Origin of the sequence: Tanticharoenia sakaeratensis NBRC 103193, assembly GCF_000963885.1 — a bacterium.
Classification (GTDB): Bacteria; Pseudomonadota; Alphaproteobacteria; order Acetobacterales; family Acetobacteraceae; genus Tanticharoenia; species Tanticharoenia sakaeratensis.
The window spans coordinates 1-18,624 of sequence record NZ_BALE01000036.1 but is presented as its reverse complement, the minus strand read 5'-3'; the positions used below and the strand labels follow the sequence as shown (position 1 = coordinate 18,624).

15 protein-coding genes are annotated in these 18,624 nt (G+C 65.0%); 9 read left to right on the top strand and 6 right to left on the bottom strand.

Annotated features, from left to right (window positions below; genetic code table 11):
* Positions 1-132: 132 nt before the first annotated feature.
* The 5 genes from odhB (at position 133) to B8446_RS11565 (ending at position 7,670) form a co-directional block, all read left to right on the top strand.
* The gene (gene odhB, locus B8446_RS11585) at positions 133-1,446 is read left to right on the top strand and encodes a 2-oxoglutarate dehydrogenase complex dihydrolipoyllysine-residue succinyltransferase (protein WP_048849777.1); all 1,314 of its coding nucleotides are present in this window, start codon (positions 133-135) and stop codon (positions 1,444-1,446) included.
* A 2-nt stretch (positions 1,447-1,448) separates the two neighbouring features.
* Positions 1,449-2,834, top strand: a complete 1,386-nt coding sequence (gene lpdA, locus B8446_RS11580) for a dihydrolipoyl dehydrogenase (RefSeq protein WP_048849776.1) — start codon at positions 1,449-1,451, stop codon at positions 2,832-2,834.
* The gene (locus B8446_RS11575; RefSeq protein ID WP_053053843.1) at positions 2,827-3,873 is read left to right on the top strand and encodes a hypothetical protein; all 1,047 of its coding nucleotides are present in this window, start codon (positions 2,827-2,829) and stop codon (positions 3,871-3,873) included. The genes lpdA and B8446_RS11575 overlap by 8 nt, the downstream gene beginning before the upstream one ends.
* Before the next feature lie 75 nt (positions 3,874-3,948).
* Positions 3,949-4,350 (top strand): DUF4870 family protein, encoded by a 402-nt coding sequence (locus tag B8446_RS11570; RefSeq protein WP_048849774.1) that lies wholly within the window; start codon positions 3,949-3,951, stop codon positions 4,348-4,350.
* A gap of 92 nt (positions 4,351-4,442) precedes the next feature.
* Positions 4,443-7,670, top strand: a complete 3,228-nt coding sequence (locus tag B8446_RS11565) for a Hint domain-containing protein (RefSeq protein ID WP_053053841.1) — start codon at positions 4,443-4,445, stop codon at positions 7,668-7,670.
* Positions 7,671-7,751: 81 nt separating this feature from the next.
* On the opposite strand, the gene B8446_RS11560 is transcribed toward B8446_RS11565, so the two are convergent.
* The 3 genes from B8446_RS11560 to B8446_RS11550 all read right to left on the bottom strand — a co-directional run bounded on the left by B8446_RS11560 (position 7,752) and on the right by B8446_RS11550 (position 9,984).
* On the bottom strand, positions 7,752-8,162 hold the full coding sequence (locus tag B8446_RS11560) for a DUF3597 domain-containing protein (RefSeq protein ID WP_048849773.1): 411 nt from the start codon (positions 8,160-8,162) through the stop codon (positions 7,752-7,754).
* 60 nt (positions 8,163-8,222) lie between these two features.
* Complete coding sequence (gene ahcY / locus B8446_RS11555) at positions 8,223-9,518, bottom strand: adenosylhomocysteinase (protein WP_048849771.1); 1,296 nt, start codon at positions 9,516-9,518, stop codon at positions 8,223-8,225.
* A 115-nt stretch (positions 9,519-9,633) separates the two neighbouring features.
* Entirely contained in the window at positions 9,634-9,984 is a 351-nt protein-coding gene (locus B8446_RS11550; RefSeq protein WP_148505970.1) for a hypothetical protein, read from the bottom strand.
* A 191-nt stretch (positions 9,985-10,175) separates the two neighbouring features.
* On the opposite strand from B8446_RS11550, the gene B8446_RS11545 reads away from it, so the two are divergent.
* Positions 10,176-11,267, top strand: a complete 1,092-nt coding sequence (locus B8446_RS11545; RefSeq protein WP_084712298.1) for a CorA family divalent cation transporter — start codon at positions 10,176-10,178, stop codon at positions 11,265-11,267.
* Positions 11,268-11,543: 276 nt separating this feature from the next.
* Here B8446_RS11545 and B8446_RS11540 read toward each other — a convergent pair whose 3' ends face one another.
* Positions 11,544-11,963, bottom strand: coding sequence for a hypothetical protein (locus B8446_RS11540; protein ID WP_048849801.1), 420 nt, complete (start codon positions 11,961-11,963; stop codon positions 11,544-11,546).
* Between the two features lie 180 nt (positions 11,964-12,143).
* Between B8446_RS11540 and B8446_RS11535 the strand changes: the two genes are divergently transcribed.
* Positions 12,144-13,628, top strand: a complete 1,485-nt coding sequence (locus B8446_RS11535) for a catalase (protein WP_048849766.1) — start codon at positions 12,144-12,146, stop codon at positions 13,626-13,628.
* A gap of 42 nt (positions 13,629-13,670) precedes the next feature.
* Here the strand turns inward: B8446_RS11535 and B8446_RS11530 are convergent, their stop codons facing one another.
* A complete protein-coding gene (locus B8446_RS11530; protein WP_048849765.1) occupies positions 13,671-14,465 on the bottom strand; it encodes a sulfotransferase family 2 domain-containing protein in 795 nt (264 codons plus the stop codon).
* Positions 14,466-14,648: 183 nt separating this feature from the next.
* Positions 14,649-15,539 (bottom strand): AraC family transcriptional regulator, encoded by an 891-nt coding sequence (locus B8446_RS11525; protein ID WP_048849762.1) that lies wholly within the window; start codon positions 15,537-15,539, stop codon positions 14,649-14,651.
* Between B8446_RS11525 and B8446_RS11520 the strand changes: the two genes are divergently transcribed.
* Together B8446_RS11520 and htpG are read left to right on the top strand one after the other, a co-directional pair.
* On the top strand, positions 15,538-16,407 hold the full coding sequence (locus B8446_RS11520; protein ID WP_456316201.1) for an SDR family NAD(P)-dependent oxidoreductase: 870 nt from the start codon (positions 15,538-15,540) through the stop codon (positions 16,405-16,407). The genes B8446_RS11525 and B8446_RS11520 overlap by 2 nt on opposite strands.
* A 122-nt stretch (positions 16,408-16,529) precedes the next feature.
* On the top strand, positions 16,530-18,419 hold the full coding sequence (gene htpG / locus B8446_RS11515; RefSeq protein WP_048849760.1) for a molecular chaperone HtpG: 1,890 nt from the start codon (positions 16,530-16,532) through the stop codon (positions 18,417-18,419).
* Positions 18,420-18,624: the final 205 nt, after the last annotated feature.

Sequence of the window (18,624 nt, the reverse complement as noted above, 5' to 3'; positions counted from 1 at the left end):
GTTGTTTTCGATGGGAAGCAAAGTCAGATTGCGGTTTGTTTCATCTCGAGGCCAGCGCTCGCCGCAGATTGACACCCCGCGCTCTGCGGGACAGGTTCGGCCCGGTTGAACCGCTTGCAGACTGGAGATGACATGACCGCCGAGATCAGGGTGCCGGTTCTTGGTGAAAGTGTTTCCAGCGCGGTTGTCGCACGCTGGCTCAAGCAGCCCGGCGACCCGGTCAAGGCGGACGATCCCGTCGTCGAACTCGAAACCGACAAGGTGAGCGTCGAGGTCCCGGCCACGGGAACCGGCACGATGGGCCCCCATGCGGTGTCGGAAGGCGACGAGGTCGCCGTCGGGGCCCTGCTGGCCCGGATCGACGGCAGTGCGACCACGTCTGAACAGGCCGCGCCTTCCGCACCTGTATCTCCGGCACCTCCGCCGCCCGCTCCGGACACTGAACCGGACCCTGCGAAGCCGGGTGCCGCGCAGGCGCCCATGCCGGCTGCGGCTCGGGCGATGGAGGAACTGGACATCGCACCCGCGGAGATCGGCACAGGCTCAGGGCGCGACGGCCGCATCACCAAGGGCGACGTGATCGCCTTCACGGCCCGTCAGGGCGAGGCGAAGGCCGAGCCGGCAAAACCCGCTGCAGAAGCTGTGAAACCATCGGAAGCCGCTGCACCGACGGCTCCTGCCCAGCCGACGGAAGCGCGGCGCACCGCCCCGCCGCGTTCGCATGGTCCGCTGTCCGGTCATGCCGACCCGCGCGAGACCCGCGTGCGAATGACGCGCCTGCGTCAGACGATCGCGCGCCGTCTGAAGGAAGCGCAGGCGACGGCCGCGATCCTGACGACGGTGAACGAGATTGACATGTCGGCGGCCCGCGCCATGCGGGCGGAATATCGCGAGGCGTTCGAAAAGGCACACGGCGTCCGGCTCGGCTTCATGTCGTTTTTCGCACGTGCCTGCGCCGTCGCCCTGCGCGAATTTCCGGCGATCAATGCGGAGATCGATGGCGAGGACATCGTCTATCGGGAATTCGTCAATCTGGGCATTGCGATTTCCAGCCCGCGTGGCCTCGTCGTGCCGGTCCTGCGCGATGCGGGCACCATGGAATTTGCCGAAATCGAGCGGCGGATCGCGGAATACGGCAAGCGCGCGCGGGACGGATCGCTGGCGCTCGACGAACTGACAGGCGGCACGTTCTCGATCACCAATGGCGGCGTCTTCGGCTCGCTGTTGTCGACGCCGATCCTCAATGCGCCGCAGTCGGGCATCCTGGGCATGCACGCGATCCAGGACCGGCCCGTTGCGATCAACGGGCAGGTCGTGATCCGGCCCATGATGTACGTTGCCCTCTCCTACGATCATCGGATCGTGGACGGGCGCGAGGCCGTGAGCTTCCTCGTGCGGGTCAAGCAGCTGGTCGAGGATCCGCGCCGCCTGATCCTGGGCGTTTGAGCATGTTCGACCTGCTCGTCATTGGCGGTGGCCCCGCAGGCTACGTCTGTGCGATCCGCGCGGCCCAGAATGGTCTCTCCGTCGCCTGCGTCGACCGGCGTCCGACCCTCGGCGGCACGTGCCTCAATGTCGGCTGCATTCCGTCAAAGGCGCTGCTGCACGCTTCCGAACGCTATGCGGAAGCCACGGGCGGCACGCTGTCGAAGCTGGGGATCGCGTGCGACGGCGTGCGCCTCGATCTGCCGGGCATGATGGCGCACAAGGACCGCACGGTCGCCGACACGGTGCGCGGCGTCGATTACCTGTTTCGCAAGCATCACATCACGCGCCTGACGGGATCGGCTGCCTTTGACGCCGATGGGGCGGTGCGCGTCGATGGCGAAGTCGTCGCGGCCCGCCATGTTGCCATCGCGACGGGAAGCGCGCCGGTCTCGCTGCCCGGGCTCGACATCGACGAGCAGCAGGTCGTCTCCTCGACCGGGGCGCTTGCGCTGGACAAGGTTCCCGAGCGGCTCGTGGTCATCGGCGGCGGGGTGATTGGTCTGGAACTCGGCAGCGTCTGGCAGCGCCTCGGCTCTCAGGTCACGGTCGTGGAATATGCGGACCGGATTGCGGCAGAGCTCGATTCCGGCGCGGTCCGGCTGCTGCAGCGCTCGTTGCAGAAACAGGGCATCGCATTCCGGCTGGGGCACAAGGTCACAGGTGCGGAGCGCGGCGCGGATGGCGTGCGTCTGACGGCGGAGCCGGTCGGCGGCGGCGAGACGGTCGTGCTCGACTGCGACGTGGCGCTGGTTGCGATCGGACGGGCGCCGTTTGTCGACGGTCTCGGTCTGGATGCGATCGGGATCGCACGGGATGCGCGCGGACGGATCGAGGTTGATGCCGGATTCCAGACGACCCGGCCGGGCATATTCGCGATCGGCGACGTGATCGCGGGGCCGATGCTCGCGCACAAGGCGGAGGACGACGGGATCGCGCTGGCCGACCGTCTGGCCGGAAAGCCGGGCCATGTGGACTACGATCTGGTACCGAGCGTGATCTACACCGCGCCGGAAGTGGCGAGCGTGGGGGCGACGGAGGATCGGCTCAAGGCGGACGGGACAGCCTATCGCGTCGGCCAGTTTCCCCTGACGGCCAATGCGCGAGCCCGGGCGATGCTCGCGACGGAAGGATTTGTGAAGATCCTCGCCTGCGCCGAGACCGATCGCATTCTCGGGGTGCATATCGTGGCACCCGATGCGGGCGACATGATCGCCGAAGCCGCTCTCGCGTTGTCGTTCAGGGCATCCGCCGAAGATATCGGGCTTCTGTGCCATGCCCACCCGACGCTGTCGGAAGCCATACGGGAGGCAGCGCTCGCGGTGTCGGGCCGCGCCCTGCATGTCTGATCTCGTGAAGCGCCCCGTCGGCAGGCGCGCCGCCGCATGTCTGGTGATGCTCGGCATCAATGCCGGCTGCGCATCGGCCGGTCCGACCGACGTAACGCCGCCGACACTGCCCCCGCCGGTTCCGGCGCCCCCAAGGGCATCAGCGCCTCCGGCTCCCGCACCCATGGTGCCGACCACGGTGCCGACCGCACCGGGAACGCCCGATTCCGGGGCTGGCGCCGTCACGCCCGCGCCAGCCGCTTTCGCGCCTCCGGTCCAGATCCCGCCGCTTCCGGTCGAGAGCGTTGCCAAGGCGCGCGAGGATGCAGCCCTCCTGACAGCCGCGATGCGTCGCGATGTCGTAGGCTTCATGCACTATACCCCGGCCGTGCAGGCGCGCTTCATCAAACTGGCCCGGCAGGCGATCGACGAGAGCCATACGGTGATCGATCGTCCGCAGCTCGTCATGGTCGTGGACCGCAACCCGCGCGTGCAGGAGCTGTGCTTCGTGCTGGCCTTTCCCGATGACACGCCGTGGCAGGCGCTGGGCGGGACACATGTCTCCACGGGCATGACCGCGCGCAAATACGATTACATCACGCCGACGGGCGTCTTTCCGAACAACACCGATCGTCTGGGGTATCGGGCGGAAGGCACCAAAAACCAGAACGGCATTCGCGGCATCGGCGTGAAAGGCATGCGCGTCTGGGACATGGGATGGCAGACGGCCGAGAAAGGCTGGATCCCGCGTGGCGAGACCGGTCAGATCCGCCTTGAGATCCACGCGACGGACCCCCAGTTCCTCGCCTGGCGTCTGGGCCATCCGGCGTCGGAAGGCTGCATCCGCATCCCCGCCACCATGAACACATTCATGGATCGCCACGGCCTGATCGATGTTCTGTACGAGCAGGCCGCAAGCTACGATCCGCGCTTCGCGGCCCTGCTGCCGAAAGGGCGTACGCCGTCGCCGATCGCGGGCGATCTGGTGGCCGTCGTCGATTCCGGGCCGCCGGCCCAGCCGGAAATCGATCCGTGGGCTGCCAAGCGCAAGCTCCCCTGACCATCGCCTGGACGATCGGTTTGACGATCGGTTTCGTGTTACGTTACGAAAAGGAACCGAAGCGGAGCGGGTGTCATGGCTGAACAGTTTTTCGGACGCGAGAACGGACGTGACCCGTTGCCTTTCAACGGGCAGGGACCAGCCAGCGGACCGGATCTGAAAACCTGGGTCTGGGCCGTCCATATCCTGCATGCGGCCACGTTCGTCACCGGGTTCACGGGCGTTGCCGCCGTCATCATCGCCTATATCAAGCGAGCTGATGCCGCCGGCACGATCTACGAAAGCCACCTGACCTATGCGATCCGCTCGTTCTGGATCGGGATCGGCCTGTCGCTGGTCGCACTGGTCCTGTGCGTCCTGCTTGTCGGTTTCCTGCTGTTTGCACTCGTTGGTGTCTGGTGGCTGATCCGCGTGATCCGCCCCATCATCGCGCTGTCGGAAAACCGGGCGATCAATGATCCGACAGGGTTTTTCTGAGAAAATCCGGTGCCGTCATAATAACTTCACGTTTCAGGCGGGAGGCCTGGGTCTAGAGCCTGCACGAATTGCAACAGGTGCAGGTATTGTCCATGTCGTCTTCGCTGAACGCCTTCACGGAAGGCGACCTCGTCATCAGCATCGTGGGCGACGGGGACGACAGCGGCACATACACCGACAACCAGGCCTCGCCGATCACGCTCGAAGAGATCACGACGGACGGTCAGTCGGTCGGGGAGATGGTCCTGCCGCAGACCACCACGACGGTCGACGGCACCACCGAATATGCGATTTCCGGCGAATACGGGTCATCGTCGGAAGGCGCGCTCGAACTGTCCGCAGACGGCAAGTCGCTCGTCATTGGCGGCTACGGCATCAACGCCGCGACATACAACGCAGGGGGTGCTGCGGTTTACGGAGACGCACGCCTCGCGCAGTCCACAAGCCTGACCGGCACGCAATATACCGCGGTCCCGCGCGTGATTGCCGATGTCTCCTATGATGGAACCGTCGACACCAGCACGACGGTTTATGGCGTGTTCAACACCAACAATATCCGCAGTGTCGCAACCGTGGATGGCACCAGCTTCTACATTGCAGGGCAGGGTGTGAAGGGTGACGACACGCAGGGTGTGTTCGAAGTCAGTGACGGCGCCAATACGGCGACCGCGATCGACACGAGCACGGATGCCCGTGAAGTCGAGATCGTCAACGGCCAGCTCTATGTGTCACGCGACAGCACGCAGGGCGGATCCGACGGCACCTCCAATATCGGCACCTACGGCACGGTGCTGCCCGTCTCCCGGACGACGGCGGAAGTGCTCCCCAACATCGCAGGCACGGTCACGTTGTCGGCGGCGCAGGAAAACACGGTGAATGCCGCAAGCGTCGGCCAGACCGTCAATCTCAGCCCGGAGGCGTATTTCTTCGCGAACGCGACGACGCTGTATGTGGCGGATTCCGGCAATCCCAAAGGTGGCGGGACCGGCGACGGCGGATTGCAGAAATGGAGTTACGTCGATGGCGCGTGGCACCTCGATTACACCCTGTCCACCGGCCTGAACCTCGTGTCGAACTCGGCCAGCTCGGGAACGACGGGCCTGATCAGCCTGACAGGCAAGGTCGTGGGCGATACGGTCGAGCTCTATGCCACCAATGCGACCGTAGGCGATCTCGACCAGACCTATCTCTATGGCATCACCGACGATCTCAACGCGACGACAGCACCCAGCGACGAGACCTTCACGACACTGGTCACCGCCGCTGCCGACACGAATATTCGCGGCGTCGCCTTCGCACCGGGTGACAGTAGCGCCGGCAGTGCCGTCACGGTGGCCTCGGGTGTCGTGAGCAGCGGCCTCGATATCGCAAGCGGCGGTTCGCTGGACGTGCAGTCCGGTGCCCTCGTGCAGGGCGCCGTTCTCGAGTCCGGGACGAGCGGCACGATCGAGGCGGGCGGAATCGCAAGCGGTGGCGCTCTGGCGCATGGCGCGACCGAACTGGTGCTCGGGTCGGCAAGCGGTGTGGCGATACAGGGTGCGCAGGTCGTCAGCGCTGCCGGTGCATCGGTGTCCGACGAGACCGTCACGAACGGCGGCAGCATCACGCTTGCCATCAAGGGAGCCACGGCCAGCGGGATCACGCTCAACAACGGGGGCGTGCTCGCCATCAACGGCAATGCCGCAGCAACGGACACCACGATCCTGAGCGGTGGCACGATCGCGCTCGAATCACCGAAAGCCACGCTGTCCGGTGCCGTGACCTTTTCCGGGAAGGGCACGCTTCTGGTCGAGGATATCTCCAGCAGCGGCTATGGCGATCAGGCGGTCATATCCGGCTTCGGCACCGGCGACCTGATTGACGACACGGCCATCGGCACGGGCGCGACGTTCAGCACCGCGGTCAGCGGATCAGATACCGTCGTGACGATCACGAGCGGCTCCGTCTCGCAGAGCTTCGTGTTCGAAGGCGAGACGATCGGCTCGTCCCTCGCGCTGGCGTCGGACGGCAGCGGCGGGGTCGCATTGTCGACGGCGTCCGCAACATCCAGCAGCACGGCAACGGTTGTTTCCAGCGGTTCGATCCTGTCGGGCGCCATGGTTTCCAGCGGTCAGTCGGTGACGGTGGAAGCGGGCGGAACCCTGCAGGCCGCCACGATCCTGTCCGGTGGCACGGCTGCCGTCGCAGGGCTCGACAGCGGTTCGGTGATCTCGGCGGGCGGCGCTGAAACGCTCACCGGATCGGCGACCGGCGATCAGATCTACGGCACGCAGACCCTGGCAACGTCAGGTGCGTCCGTCAGGAGTGAAACGGTGTTGCAGGGTGGCGTCCTGAGCCTGTCGATCAAGGGAACGGAAGCCGATAATGTAACGGTTGCCGGCGGCACCCTGAGCATCGACGGGAACGCCGTGGCGTCAGGCACCATCCTGACCCAAAGCGGCGTGCTCGACCTTCAGTCGCCGAAGGCCGCCGTGACCGGCACGTTGACCTTCGAGGGAGCCGGAACCCTTCAGCAGGATGTCGCACCGTCGACCGCGGGCACCGGGATCGGCGCGGTCGTCGCGGGTTTTGGCGTGGGCGATGCCATCGATCTGGTCGCCATGACCGGTTCGGCGACCCTGTCCCAGGTCACGTCCGGCAGCGATGTCCTGGTGACCGTGACGAACGGTACAGTGACCGAAAGCGTCACATTCTCCGGCAGCTATACGGAAGACTACTTCACGCTGCAGTCGGACGGGCAGGGCGGTGCAGAGATCGTCGGTGACGGCACGCCATGCTTCTGTCCGGGGACGATGATCCGAACCGGGCAAGGCGACCGGCCGGTGGAATCGCTGGCAATCGGCGATCGCGTCACGACGCACGATGGGCGGCAGCGTCCCATTCGCTGGATCGGCCGGCGCAGCTATGACGGGCGCTTCATCGCGGGACGAACGGATATCCTGCCGGTTCTGATCAAGGCTGGCGCACTAGGGAGGAGGCTTCCCGTCCGGGACCTCGTGGTGTCACCCCTGCATGCAATGTATCTGGGCGGTGTGCTTGTTCCGGCCCTGGCGCTCGTCAACGGACAGACCATCGTGCAACAGCGTGCGGTCGAGCATGTCGACTATATCCATGTCGAGCTGGACAGCCACGACATCATCTTCGCTGAAGGTGCTGCCACTGAAACGTTCCTCGACGATGACAGCCGGGGCATGTTCCACAATGCGCACGAATACGAGGCGCTTTATCCGGATGCGCCGCGTGCACCCGCGCTCTATTGCGCGCCGCGCGTGGAGGAAGGTGACATTCTGGAAGCCATCAGGCGCCGTCTGGCTGCCTGATCGGGAGCTATCGACCGGGAAAAAAAGTCACCGGATGACCGGTGGAAGTGGCGCGCCTGTGACGGGCGCGCCATCGCACGGTCAGTGCGTCCAGTCCGCCGGGACCTTGCCGCCGTTCTTGGCGAGTTCGGCATAGACCTGCTTGATGAGCCAGACGTTCATCGTGGCCGTGTCGTCCGTGCTGCCGCTGTAATGCAGTTCGCCGGCCAGTTGCTTGCGGGCATCGAGCGAGCTGTCGAGGCCGAGCAGCTTCAGCAGATCGACGATCGACGTCTTGTAGTTCAGGGGCTGGCCGGACTTCGTGGCCAGCCCGCTCAACACTGCATCGACGTCGACCGGCGCCGAAGGCGTGCCGGAAGCAGCAGGGGCCGCGGCCGGAGCCGCCGTAGTGGGAGCAGCGGCCGGAGTAGCCGCCGCGGTGCCGGATGCAGCCGCAGGTGCGGCGTCGGCATGGTGGAAGATCTTCGACAGGATCGTGCCGAAAATGCTCATGGTATGCGATCCTTAATAACGGGGCCGGTTCCTGCAAGGACCCGGCCGGGGTTACGCCGATCAGTAACGATAGAGATCGTGCTTGAACGGCCCGTTGACAGGAACGCCGATATAGTCGGCCTGTTGCTGCGACATCTGCGTTAAAACTGCGCCAACTTTCGCAAGGTGCAGTGCCGCGACCTTCTCGTCGAGCGTCTTCGGCAGCGTATAGACCTTGTTCTCATACTGGCCGGGCTTGGCGGTCCACAGCTCGATCTGCGCCAGCGTCTGGTTCGTGAACGACGCGGACATGACGAAGGACGGATGGCCTGTCGCATTGCCGAGGTTCACGAGACGGCCTTCGGACAGCACGATGATGCGCTTGCCGTCCGGGAATTCGACCTCGTCGACCTGCGGCTTGATGTTGTCCCACTTGTAGTTGCGCAGGGCGCCGATCTGGATCTCGCTGTCGAAGTGCCCGATGTTGCAGACGATCGCACGGTGCTTCATCTCGCGCATGTGCTCGAGGGTGATGACGTCCACGTTGCCGGTGCAGGTCACGAAGATGTCGCCGCGAGGAGCCGCGCCTTCCATGGTGACGACCTCGTAGCCTTCCATCGCCGCCTGCAGCGCGCAGATCGGGTCGGCTTCGGTCACCAGAACGCGGCAGCCCGCGTTGCGCAGGGAAGCGGCCGAACCCTTGCCCACGTCGCCATAGCCTGCAACGACCGCGACCTTGCCGGCCATCATGACGTCGGTGCCGCGGCGGATGGCGTCCACGAGGCTCTCGCGGCAACCGTAGAGGTTGTCGAACTTCGACTTCGTCACGCTGTCGTTGACGTTGATCGCAGGCACCTTGAGCGTGCCCTTGCGCTCCATCTCCCACAGACGATGGACGCCCGTCGTGGTCTCTTCGGAGAGGCCGCGCACATCCTTCAGAAGCTCGGGATACTTGTCGTGCATGAGCACGGTCAGGTCGCCGCCGTCATCAAGGATCATGTTCGGCGTCCAGCCGTCCGGACCCTTCACGGTCTGCTCGATGCACCACCAAAACTCGTCTTCCGACAGGCCCTTCCATGCGAACACGGGGACGCCCGTCGCCGCGATGGCGGCCGCGGCCTGATCCTGCGTCGAGAAGATGTTGCACGACGACCAGCGCACGGTTGCGCCCAGATGCGTCAGCGTCTCGATCAGGACGGCGGTCTGGATGGTCATATGCAGGCAGCCGGCGATCCGCGCGCCTGCCAGAGGACGGCTGTCGCCGTATTCCTCGCGAAGAGCCATCAGCCCCGGCATTTCGCCTTCGGCGATGGAAATCTCCTTGCGGCCCCATCCGGCCAGGGAGATGTCGCGTACCTTGTAGTCAGTGTCGGTCATGGGTGCCCAGATCCTGCGTCGCTGCGTCAGTTACCGGGCCCGTCTTAAGCGAAGCTGCGCCATGCGCCAACCTTGCGGCACTTCGCCCTCGCGAGCGAAGCGCCTGCGGAACCGATCAGGACGGCGGGTTGGCCGTGTTCTTCGCGTGCTTGCCGTGGTGGCTGCTGCGGCCAAGGCTTGTCGGGTTCTTCTGCGACTGCGGCACCTTGTCGGACACTTCACCCGTCGTCGTCATGTTCTTCGGCGCCGCGGGTGCGCCCTGGTCCGGCTGGTCGCGCTTCAGGTTCGGCCAGGACTGGTTGTTGTTGATCGGCTTGCCGTTTTGCGAACCCTTCATCTTGCCGACCGCCTTGTCGGCCGTCTGGGGCTCGTCCGAGCTCGGCGCGCTGACGGCCTGCGCATATGCATGTGTACCCGCACCGAATGCTGCACAGATGAATAACATGGCCTTAAACGAATTACGCATGAATGATACCTCGATGGAATGACGTGTTGCGAGCAACCGCAGATGACAACGCCCATATGGCCTGACAGTTGCCCGGCCATGACCGGCCGATCTGGTGGTTGCCCCGGCGGATGCGCCATGCGACACAGGCGGCGGCCTTCAATGCGTCCGGGCAGGCCCTGCGATGCGACCATGTGAAGCGATCATGCGCCATGTCCAACGACACCACCTCCGCCCGGGGTCCATCCCCGGCGCTCCGGCTGCTCGAGCCGTATATCCAGACCCGTGATCCGGCTGCCGCGATCGCGCATCCGGGCCTTGCGAACGGGCTCGTATGGGCCGTGCGTCTGGTGGCGGGGCAGGAGCCGGCCCCGCTGGATGCGGACGATATTGCGGACTGCCTGGAAGGGCGCCCGCAGCAGCATCCCGGCTGGGCATGGCTTCATTTCGATACCGTACACAGCGCGGCGCGATCGCAGATCGCAACGCTGAGCTGCCTGCCACGCGACGTCGGCCAGATGCTGGCCGAAACCGATTATGCTGCCCTTCTGGAGGCGGAAGGCGATCTGGTCTGGGGCGCGTTGCCCGCTTTCGACGATCAGGCGATCGAGGACGATCGTGCGATCTGCGCCTGGCGTTTCGCCATGACGCCGGACCTGCTCATCACCACGCGGCGCAACCCCATTCCGGCGCTCGGCGCGGCATACCGCAGCCTGCGCCCCGGCGCGTTGCCCGATGGTCCGGCGGGGGTCGTGGATCGTGCGTTGCGTGAATTCACCGACAGCGTGCGCCGGCAGATCAGCCAGCTCGACGACGAACTGGATCGCGCTGAGGATGCCCTGCTGCTGATCGAGAGCCGGGCCGATCTCGGCCATCTCAGCGGCATCGTGGGCAAGGTGCGCAGACGTGCGACCGAATTGCGCCGTGTCATGACCCCGATCGATCGCGTCCTGCGCGACGAGGATCTCGATATGCCCGACTGGGCGGAAGAGGAATTGCGCAATCGTGCCGAACGACAGGTCCATGCCGCGCTGGACGACCTGATCGCGCTGCAGGATCGCGGCCGGTCCCTGCAGGACGAACTGGCCTCCAGCCAGGCGGAAGAGACGAACCGTCGGCTCTACATCGTCTCGGTCGCCACGACCCTGATGCTGCCGGCGACCGTCGTCACCGGCTTCTTCGGCATGAACACAGGCGGCATGTTCCTCTCCGGCGGGCGCTATGGCACGGTGGAAGCGGGTGTCGTCTGTTTCGTCTTCATCGTGGTGACGTGGGTGTTCCTGAAATTCGCGCGCCTGCTCTGAGCGCTGCAAGGTAAAGGCGCGCCACCGTCGGGAACGACCCTCCGCCGGCCCGTCGTGATCGATCCCGGTATGTGTCCGGGCATGGTCCGGGTCCGCCCGAAGACCGCTTCCCGGAGGGCGTGCCGGGGAAACGCCCTCCGAGAAAACACCCCGGGGAAAACAAAAGTCCGTCAAGCGGCGGGTCACGCGCCCGATCCGTCCTTGGCGCAGGTTTCGAAGCCGCGCCTCATATCCGCGACCGTCTCACGGCCCGTCAGGCCCGACCGCTTCAGGCCGTTACCACCCGATCCCCGGACCATAGCCAAAGCCGGGTCCGAAACCCGGACCCCACGGACCCCAGTCCCAGTTCGGATCGCTGTAATCCATCGCGGTTTCCTGCTGTTCGTCGGCCAGAGCCTGCTGCTGACGATATTGCTGATACCGCCCGAAAGCCTGCTCGCTGCCGACATACAGGCAACCGCATACCGTCGGATCGGAATAAACGTATTTCACGGTCTGGCCGTGAACGCGGCGCAGGAATTTATGCTGCGGCAGACGCATCAGGAGGGCATGGCGCTGCGCCGTGTTCGCAGGCTCGTCCTGAAATCCAGCGGCGAGCAGATGGTCTTCCGTGTTGCCAACCATCTGCTGTCTCGATTCGCATCCCGCGAGAGCGAGCGCCAACATCGCCACCGCGATGCGTTGTCTGTGGCCCATATACGCCTCCGTCCCGAAAATTATGTCCAAGTATGTCTCGCCAACGCGATACATACCAGACCGTTCATCCCGCCCGCGCCTGATCGGAAACGCCGATCATGGCCATTGGAAGGTTCGGTTTCACCTTCTGCAGGAGCTGACCGTAAATGCATCCGCCGACCAGATGCAGGAGTGTTTGACATGGCCGAGACGATGACCACGACCGCCGGAGCCCCATGGGTTTCCAATCAGGACAGCCGCAGCGCGGGTCAGCGAGGGCCGCTCCTGCTGGAAAACTACCAGCTCCTGGAAAAGCTGGCGCACCAGAACCGCGAGCGGATTCCCGAGCGGACTGTGCACGCCAAGGGCTCAGGCGCCTTCGGCACGTTTACCGTGACCCACGACATCACACGCTTCACGCGGGCGTCGATCTTCGGCGAAATCGGCAAGACGACCCCGATGCTGGCCCGGTTTTCGACCGTGGCGGGCGAGCGCGGCGCGGCCGACGCCGAGCGCGACGTGCGCGGCTTTGCCCTGAAATTCTATACCGATCAGGGCAACTGGGATCTGGTCGGCAACAACACGCCCGTCTTTTTCGTGCGTGATCCGATGAAGTTCCCCGATTTCATTCACACGCAGAAGCGCCATCCCCGCACCAACATGCGCAGCGCCACCGCCATGTGGGATTTCTGGTCGCTGAGCCCCGAAAGCCTGCATCAGGTCGCCATCCTGTTCTCGGATCGGGGCCTGCCGCAGGGCTATCGCTTCATGAACGGATACGGGAGCCATACGTTCTCTATGTGGAACGACAAGGGCGAGCGCTTCTGGATCAAGTTCCATTTCAAGACGCAGCAGGGTCATCGGTTCTGGACGAACGACGAGGGCAACGCGGTTATCGCGCAGGATCGCGAGTCTTCGCAGGCCGATCTGTACAACGCGATCGAGAGGGGTGCTTTTCCGCGCTGGACCCTGTTCATCCAGGTCATGCCGGAAGAAGATGCCGAACGCATCGGATTCAATCCGTTCGACGTGACCAAGGTATGGCCCCATGGCGACTTCCCGTTGCACGAAGTCGGCGTCATGGAGCTGAACCGCAATCCGGCGCATTATTTCGCGGAGATCGAGCAGGCCTCGTTCTCGCCCTCCAACGTCGTGCCGGGGATCGGTTTCTCACCGGACAAGATGCTGCAGGGACGCCTGTTCGCCTACGCTGACGCGCATCGCTATCGCGTGGGTACGCATTACGAGGCGCTGCCGGTCAATCGTCCGCATGTCCCGGCGCGCACGTATCATCAGGACGGGCCGATGCGTTTCGACACCCCTTCTGCGGGCGATGCCTATTACGAGCCCAATTCGTTCGGCGGTCCGGTCGAAGCTCGTGAAACGGGCGAGCCGCCGCTGCGCATTTCGGGCGACGCCGCGATTTACGAACATCGCAGTGACGGGGACGATTTCGCACAACCGCGCGCGCTCTACCGCATGTTCGACGAAGCCCAGCGCACGCGCTTCTTCGCCAATATCGCGGCGGCAATGGAAGGCGTTTCGGACGAGATCGTCGAACGCCAGCTCGCCTTGTTTGCCAAGGCCGATCCGAGCTGGGCGGAGGGCGTTCGCGCGAAACGTGCGGGCACGGTGCGCCATCCGACCGGATCCGCGCCCACCAGCCAGGAACTTGAGCACGCCTGAGATGCGTGGTGACGACCGGCACCCGTCCGGGTGCCGGTCGTCTCAGGCTGCGGTGTTCGCGTGGGCCATGGCGATGTCGTACAAGACATGATCGATCTCGGTCAGTGACCGGATCAGGGCGACATCGTCGTCGGCAATCGGGAGCGCTGCGTCGCTGCTCTGAGCGGAGGCCGTGTTGACGTATGGAACGTCACGGGCGGCCTCCGACGCCAGGCCGAGCCTGCGCGAGACGGCCGCGAGAAAGCCGCCGATATCGGACGTGACGCCCAGAACGTCGATTTCCGCAATGGCCCTTAGCGCCATGTCATGCACGAAGCGCCGGTCCAGCAGCGCGCGGGCTGCTTCGGTCGTCGTCGAGAGCATGTTCAGCTTGGCCGGATCGGGATCCAGATGCCCGACATAGGCCCGGGCATCCAGCGGCGAACGCACGAAATAACGCGCCTGAAAATTCTCGATCATCGGCAGGTTGGCCGGATCGCGCAGGAACGCGCCGAACGACTGGTGCCGGACGTTGACGTGACAGGGATGCGACGTGTCGCGCACGACGTGCCGATAATGCGAGTAGGTCCGCGCTACCGGATCCCGCAGGACCGTGATCGTAATCAGCCTGCGTCCGAGGAAATCGTCCAGACCCCAGCCGTAATGGCCGCAGAACAGCCGGTCCCGCGACAGGTCCCGCGTGGCTGCGGCATTCACCAGTTGGTCCCAGTTCTTGGCCGGGCACATCCTGTCGCCTCCGACATGCTGGACCAGCCATTCGGTCACCGAGGTGCCGGCGGTCTTCGGGATGTGCAGGAAGTGGACCGCTGAAGCGGGTTGGGAGGTCTGGGTGGTCATGATCGCGCCTTCGGTCTCGGAGGCGACGACATGACGTTAACGCGTGTGTCCTGATTGTGGCCGTACTGTAACGCGGGGAGGCAGACGTAACCGAACGCCTTCGCAAAGCGGCCTGATGTCGCGATCAGGCCGCTGTCCCGGTGACCGAGCGGAACCTGCGCTTACGCTCGCCATATGACAGTTTCAGGGCGAAACCCGGTCGATCCTGGGCGGCGCTGCGAACAGGCGTGTGTAGTCGCGCGTGAAATGGGACGGGCTCTCGTAGCCGACGGCCAGCGCCGCATGGGTCACGCGTGCGCCTTCGGCCTGCATCAGGCGTCGCGCCTCCAGAAGGCGCAGATGCTTCTGGAACTGCAGGGGAGAGCGGCCGGTCGCTGCCCGGAAATGACGGTGAAAGGCGGCAAGGCTCATGCCGGCGGTGTCCGCGAGCACCTGTCCGGGCAAATTCTCCGCGAAACGTGCCCGCAGCAGCGCCGTCACGCGGGCGATGCGCCGGGCATGGCTGTCCGGGCGCCCGAGTGCGCGCAGTCGCGGACCGTGCGGACCGGACAGGAGCCAGTAATGCAGTTCGCGGACAATGCCCGGTGCGACCGCATCGATTGCGCTGGTGCGCTCCAGAAGTCCGAGCAAGCGATCGAAACAGGACAGCACATCCGGATCCGCAGGCCCGATCGCGATCGGGCCGCTGTCTTCCGCGCCGGCGAGCCGGGAAACGGGCGGACGCGTCGTTTCGAGTTCCTGAAGCAGCGCTAGGTCGAGCGTGAGGGCGGCCGACACATAGGGCCGCGCCGGCGTCGCCTCGACGATCCGGGACGTGACGGGGATATCCCCGGAGACGATCAGGGCATGGCCGCTTGGAAACGCATAGGTGCGGGCTTGGGTCGAGACCCGCTTTTCACCCTGGAACACGATGCAGATCAGAGGCTGGTACACGGTCGACAGGATGCCCTGATCGGACGATGCACGCATGAGCTTGAGACCCGGAATCGGGGTCGCAACGATGCCTGCCGCGTCGGCCGTGCCGTAATGGCGCGCGAGGTCGAGACGTCCGAGAGCGGGAGCTACCGTCAGCATGAATGAGAAGAATAGGCAGGTTTTGGCGCGAGACAAGCAGGAAGCCCGCGCCACCGGCGCCTATCGTTCCCGTTATCCACTGCAGACGAAGGAGGATGTCATGACGGACAACACCCGGAAGATCGCACTTGTCACAGGCGGCAGCCGCGGCCTCGGTGCGGCAACGGCGCTGGCGCTCGGGGCCCGTGGGGTGAGCACCATCATCACCTATCGCGCCGACAAGGAGGCGGCCGACAGGACGGTTGCGCAGATCGTCGGGAAGGGCGGACAGGCAGCGGCGCTGGCACTCGATACGGGCGTGGTATCGTCATTCCCGGCGTTCGTGAACGAACTGCAGGCGGTGTTGCAGGCGAATTTCGGCCGCGACCGGATCGACTATCTCATCAACAACGCAGGCCACGGGCTCAACAAGCCGTTTGCGGACGTGACGGAAGACGAGTTCGACAGACTGATGCAGGTCCATTTCAAGGGCGTGTTCTTCCTGACCCAGGCGTTGCTTCCCGTAATCGCCGATGGCGGCCGCATCGTGAACCTGTCGAGCGGGCTCGCGCGGTTCGCGTTGCCGGGTTTCTCGGCCTACGCCAGCATGAAGGGCGCGATCGAGGTCCTGACCCGCTATCTTGCCAAGGAACTGGGCGCGCGGGGAATTGCCGTCAATACAGTGGCGCCTGGCGCAATCGAGACGGATTTCGGCGGCGGCGCGGTACGCGACAACAAGCCGCTGAACGACATGGTGCGCAGCGTCACGGCCCTTGGTCGCGCAGGCGTGCCGGACGATATCGGGCCGATGATCGCGTCGTTGCTGTCGGAGGACAACCGCTGGATCAACGGCCAGCGGATCGAGGTTTCGGGCGGCATGTTCGTCTGATCCGTCGCGCGGTCATGGTCCCGCTTGGTTGAAATGGGCGACTTCTTTGCGCATATCAGTCGCTGACAGCCGCGTGCCTGTGGGCGCGGCTGAACCGACGTCACAAGGGAGTCGACCAGACCATGAGCGAGACCGCCGACGCGCCGAAAACGGGTGCCGAGCAACATGAATTCAGTGCGGAGGTCGGGCGCCTGCTCGACCTCGTCGTCCACGCCCTCTACTCCGAGCGTGAGATCTTCCTGCGCGAACTCGTCGCCAACGCGGCGGATGCGACCGACAAGCGCCGTTTCGAGGCGCTGACCGATGCCGCCCTCGCGCTGCCGGAAAAGGCCGGCATCCGCATCGTGCCCGACAAGGATGCACGCCTGCTGACCATCTCCGACGATGGCGCCGGCATGAGCCGCGAGGAACTGGCCAGCAATCTCGGCACGATCGCGCGTTCCGGTACCCGTGCCTTCGGCCAGAAGCTGGATGCCGCCAAGCCCGAGGACCGCCCGAGCCTGATCGGTCAGTTCGGCGTCGGCTTCTATGCGGCGTTCATGGTTGCGGACAAGGTCGAGGTCATCTCGCGCAAGCCGGGAACCGACGAGGCCTGGGAATGGTCTTCGGACGGCAAGGGCGCCTACACGCTGTCGCCCGCGACCCGCGAGACGCCGGGCACGGACATCATCCTGCACATCAAGTCGGACGCGGACGAATTCCTCGACAGCTGGCGCCTGAAGTCGATCGTGCGGAAATGGGCCGATCACATCGCCTGGCCGATCACGATGCGCGAGAAGTCCGAGGACGGAAACACCGAGGACAAGGTCGCGAACGAGGGCACTGCACTCTGGCTCAAGCCGAAATCCGAAATCACCGAAGAGCAGTACACGGATTTCTACCACCACGTCGCCCATGCGTTCGACACGCCTTACGCGACGCTGCACTGGCGTGCCGAAGGAACGACGGAGTTCGCGGCCCTTCTGTTCGTGCCGGGCGCGCGTCCGTTCGACTTCATGGAACAGTCGCGCGAGAGCAAGATCCATCTCCATGTCCGGCGGATGTTCATCACCGACGAAGCAAACCTGCTTCCGGCATGGCTCCGCTTCGTTCAGGGCGTGGTCGATACCGAGGACCTGCCGCTGAACGTCTCGCGTGAGATGCTGCAGTCGACGCCGGTCCTGGCACGGATCCGCAAGGCAGTGACCAAGCGCGTCGTGAGCGAGATCCGGAACCGGGCGAAGCCGGTCGCCGAAGGCGAGGCCGATACGGGCTTCGACGGCTTCTGGGAGAATTTCGGCCCGGTCGTGAAGGAAGGCATCTGGGAAGACAGCGAGCATCGTCAGGAAATCGCGGGCTTTGCACGCTTCCGCTCGACCCACGGTGAGGGGCTGACGACGCTGGACGCCTATATCGGCCGGATGAAGCCCGAACAGGAATCCATCTATTACCTGACGGGCGACAACCACGAAGCGCTCATGGCCTCGCCGCAGCTCGAGGGTTTCCGTGCGCGCGGGATCGAGGTCCTCCTTCTGTCCGATCCGGTGGACAGCTTCTGGCCCGAGCGTCTGCACTCCTATCAGGACAAGACCCTGAAGGCCGTGGCGCAGGCCCATGGTGACCTCGAGAAGTTCGAAGCACCCGAGGAAGACGGGGAAGCCACGGATCTGGCAGGCCTGATCCCGGCGCTGAAGGAAGCGCTTGGCGATACGGTGGCCGATGTCCGTTCGACCGTGCGCCTGAAGCAGAGCGCGGTCGTGCTGACCAGCGAAGGCGGTCCCGACCTTGCGATGCAGCGCCTGATGCGGCGTAGCGGGCAGGCCATGCCGAGCATGCCGCCCATTCTCGAGCTCAATCCGCGTCACCCGCTGATCCGTGATCTCGCGGCCCGACAGGCGCGTGGCGAAAGCGTTGCCGATTTCGCGCATGTCCTTCTCGACATTGCACGGGTTCAGGACGGCGAGCCGCTGCCGGATGCGGCGGGCTTCGCACAGCGTCTGACCGGAATGCTGGTGGCGGCAACCGGCCAGTAAGGAGCAGCGCCCTGAACTGAATTGGATCCGGGGGATAACCATCCCCCGGATTTTTTTGAGATGAACGCCAGAGGCCGCGCCCCTGATCGGGAGCCAGGCGGATTTTCGGCTCCCGGCCGATCCTGCTGCCCGCAGCAGGATCGGGGCAAACGGCTTCGGCGGCGTTGCGCCGCCCGGGCGCGCGGCGCGGCCGCCGCGGGCCGCG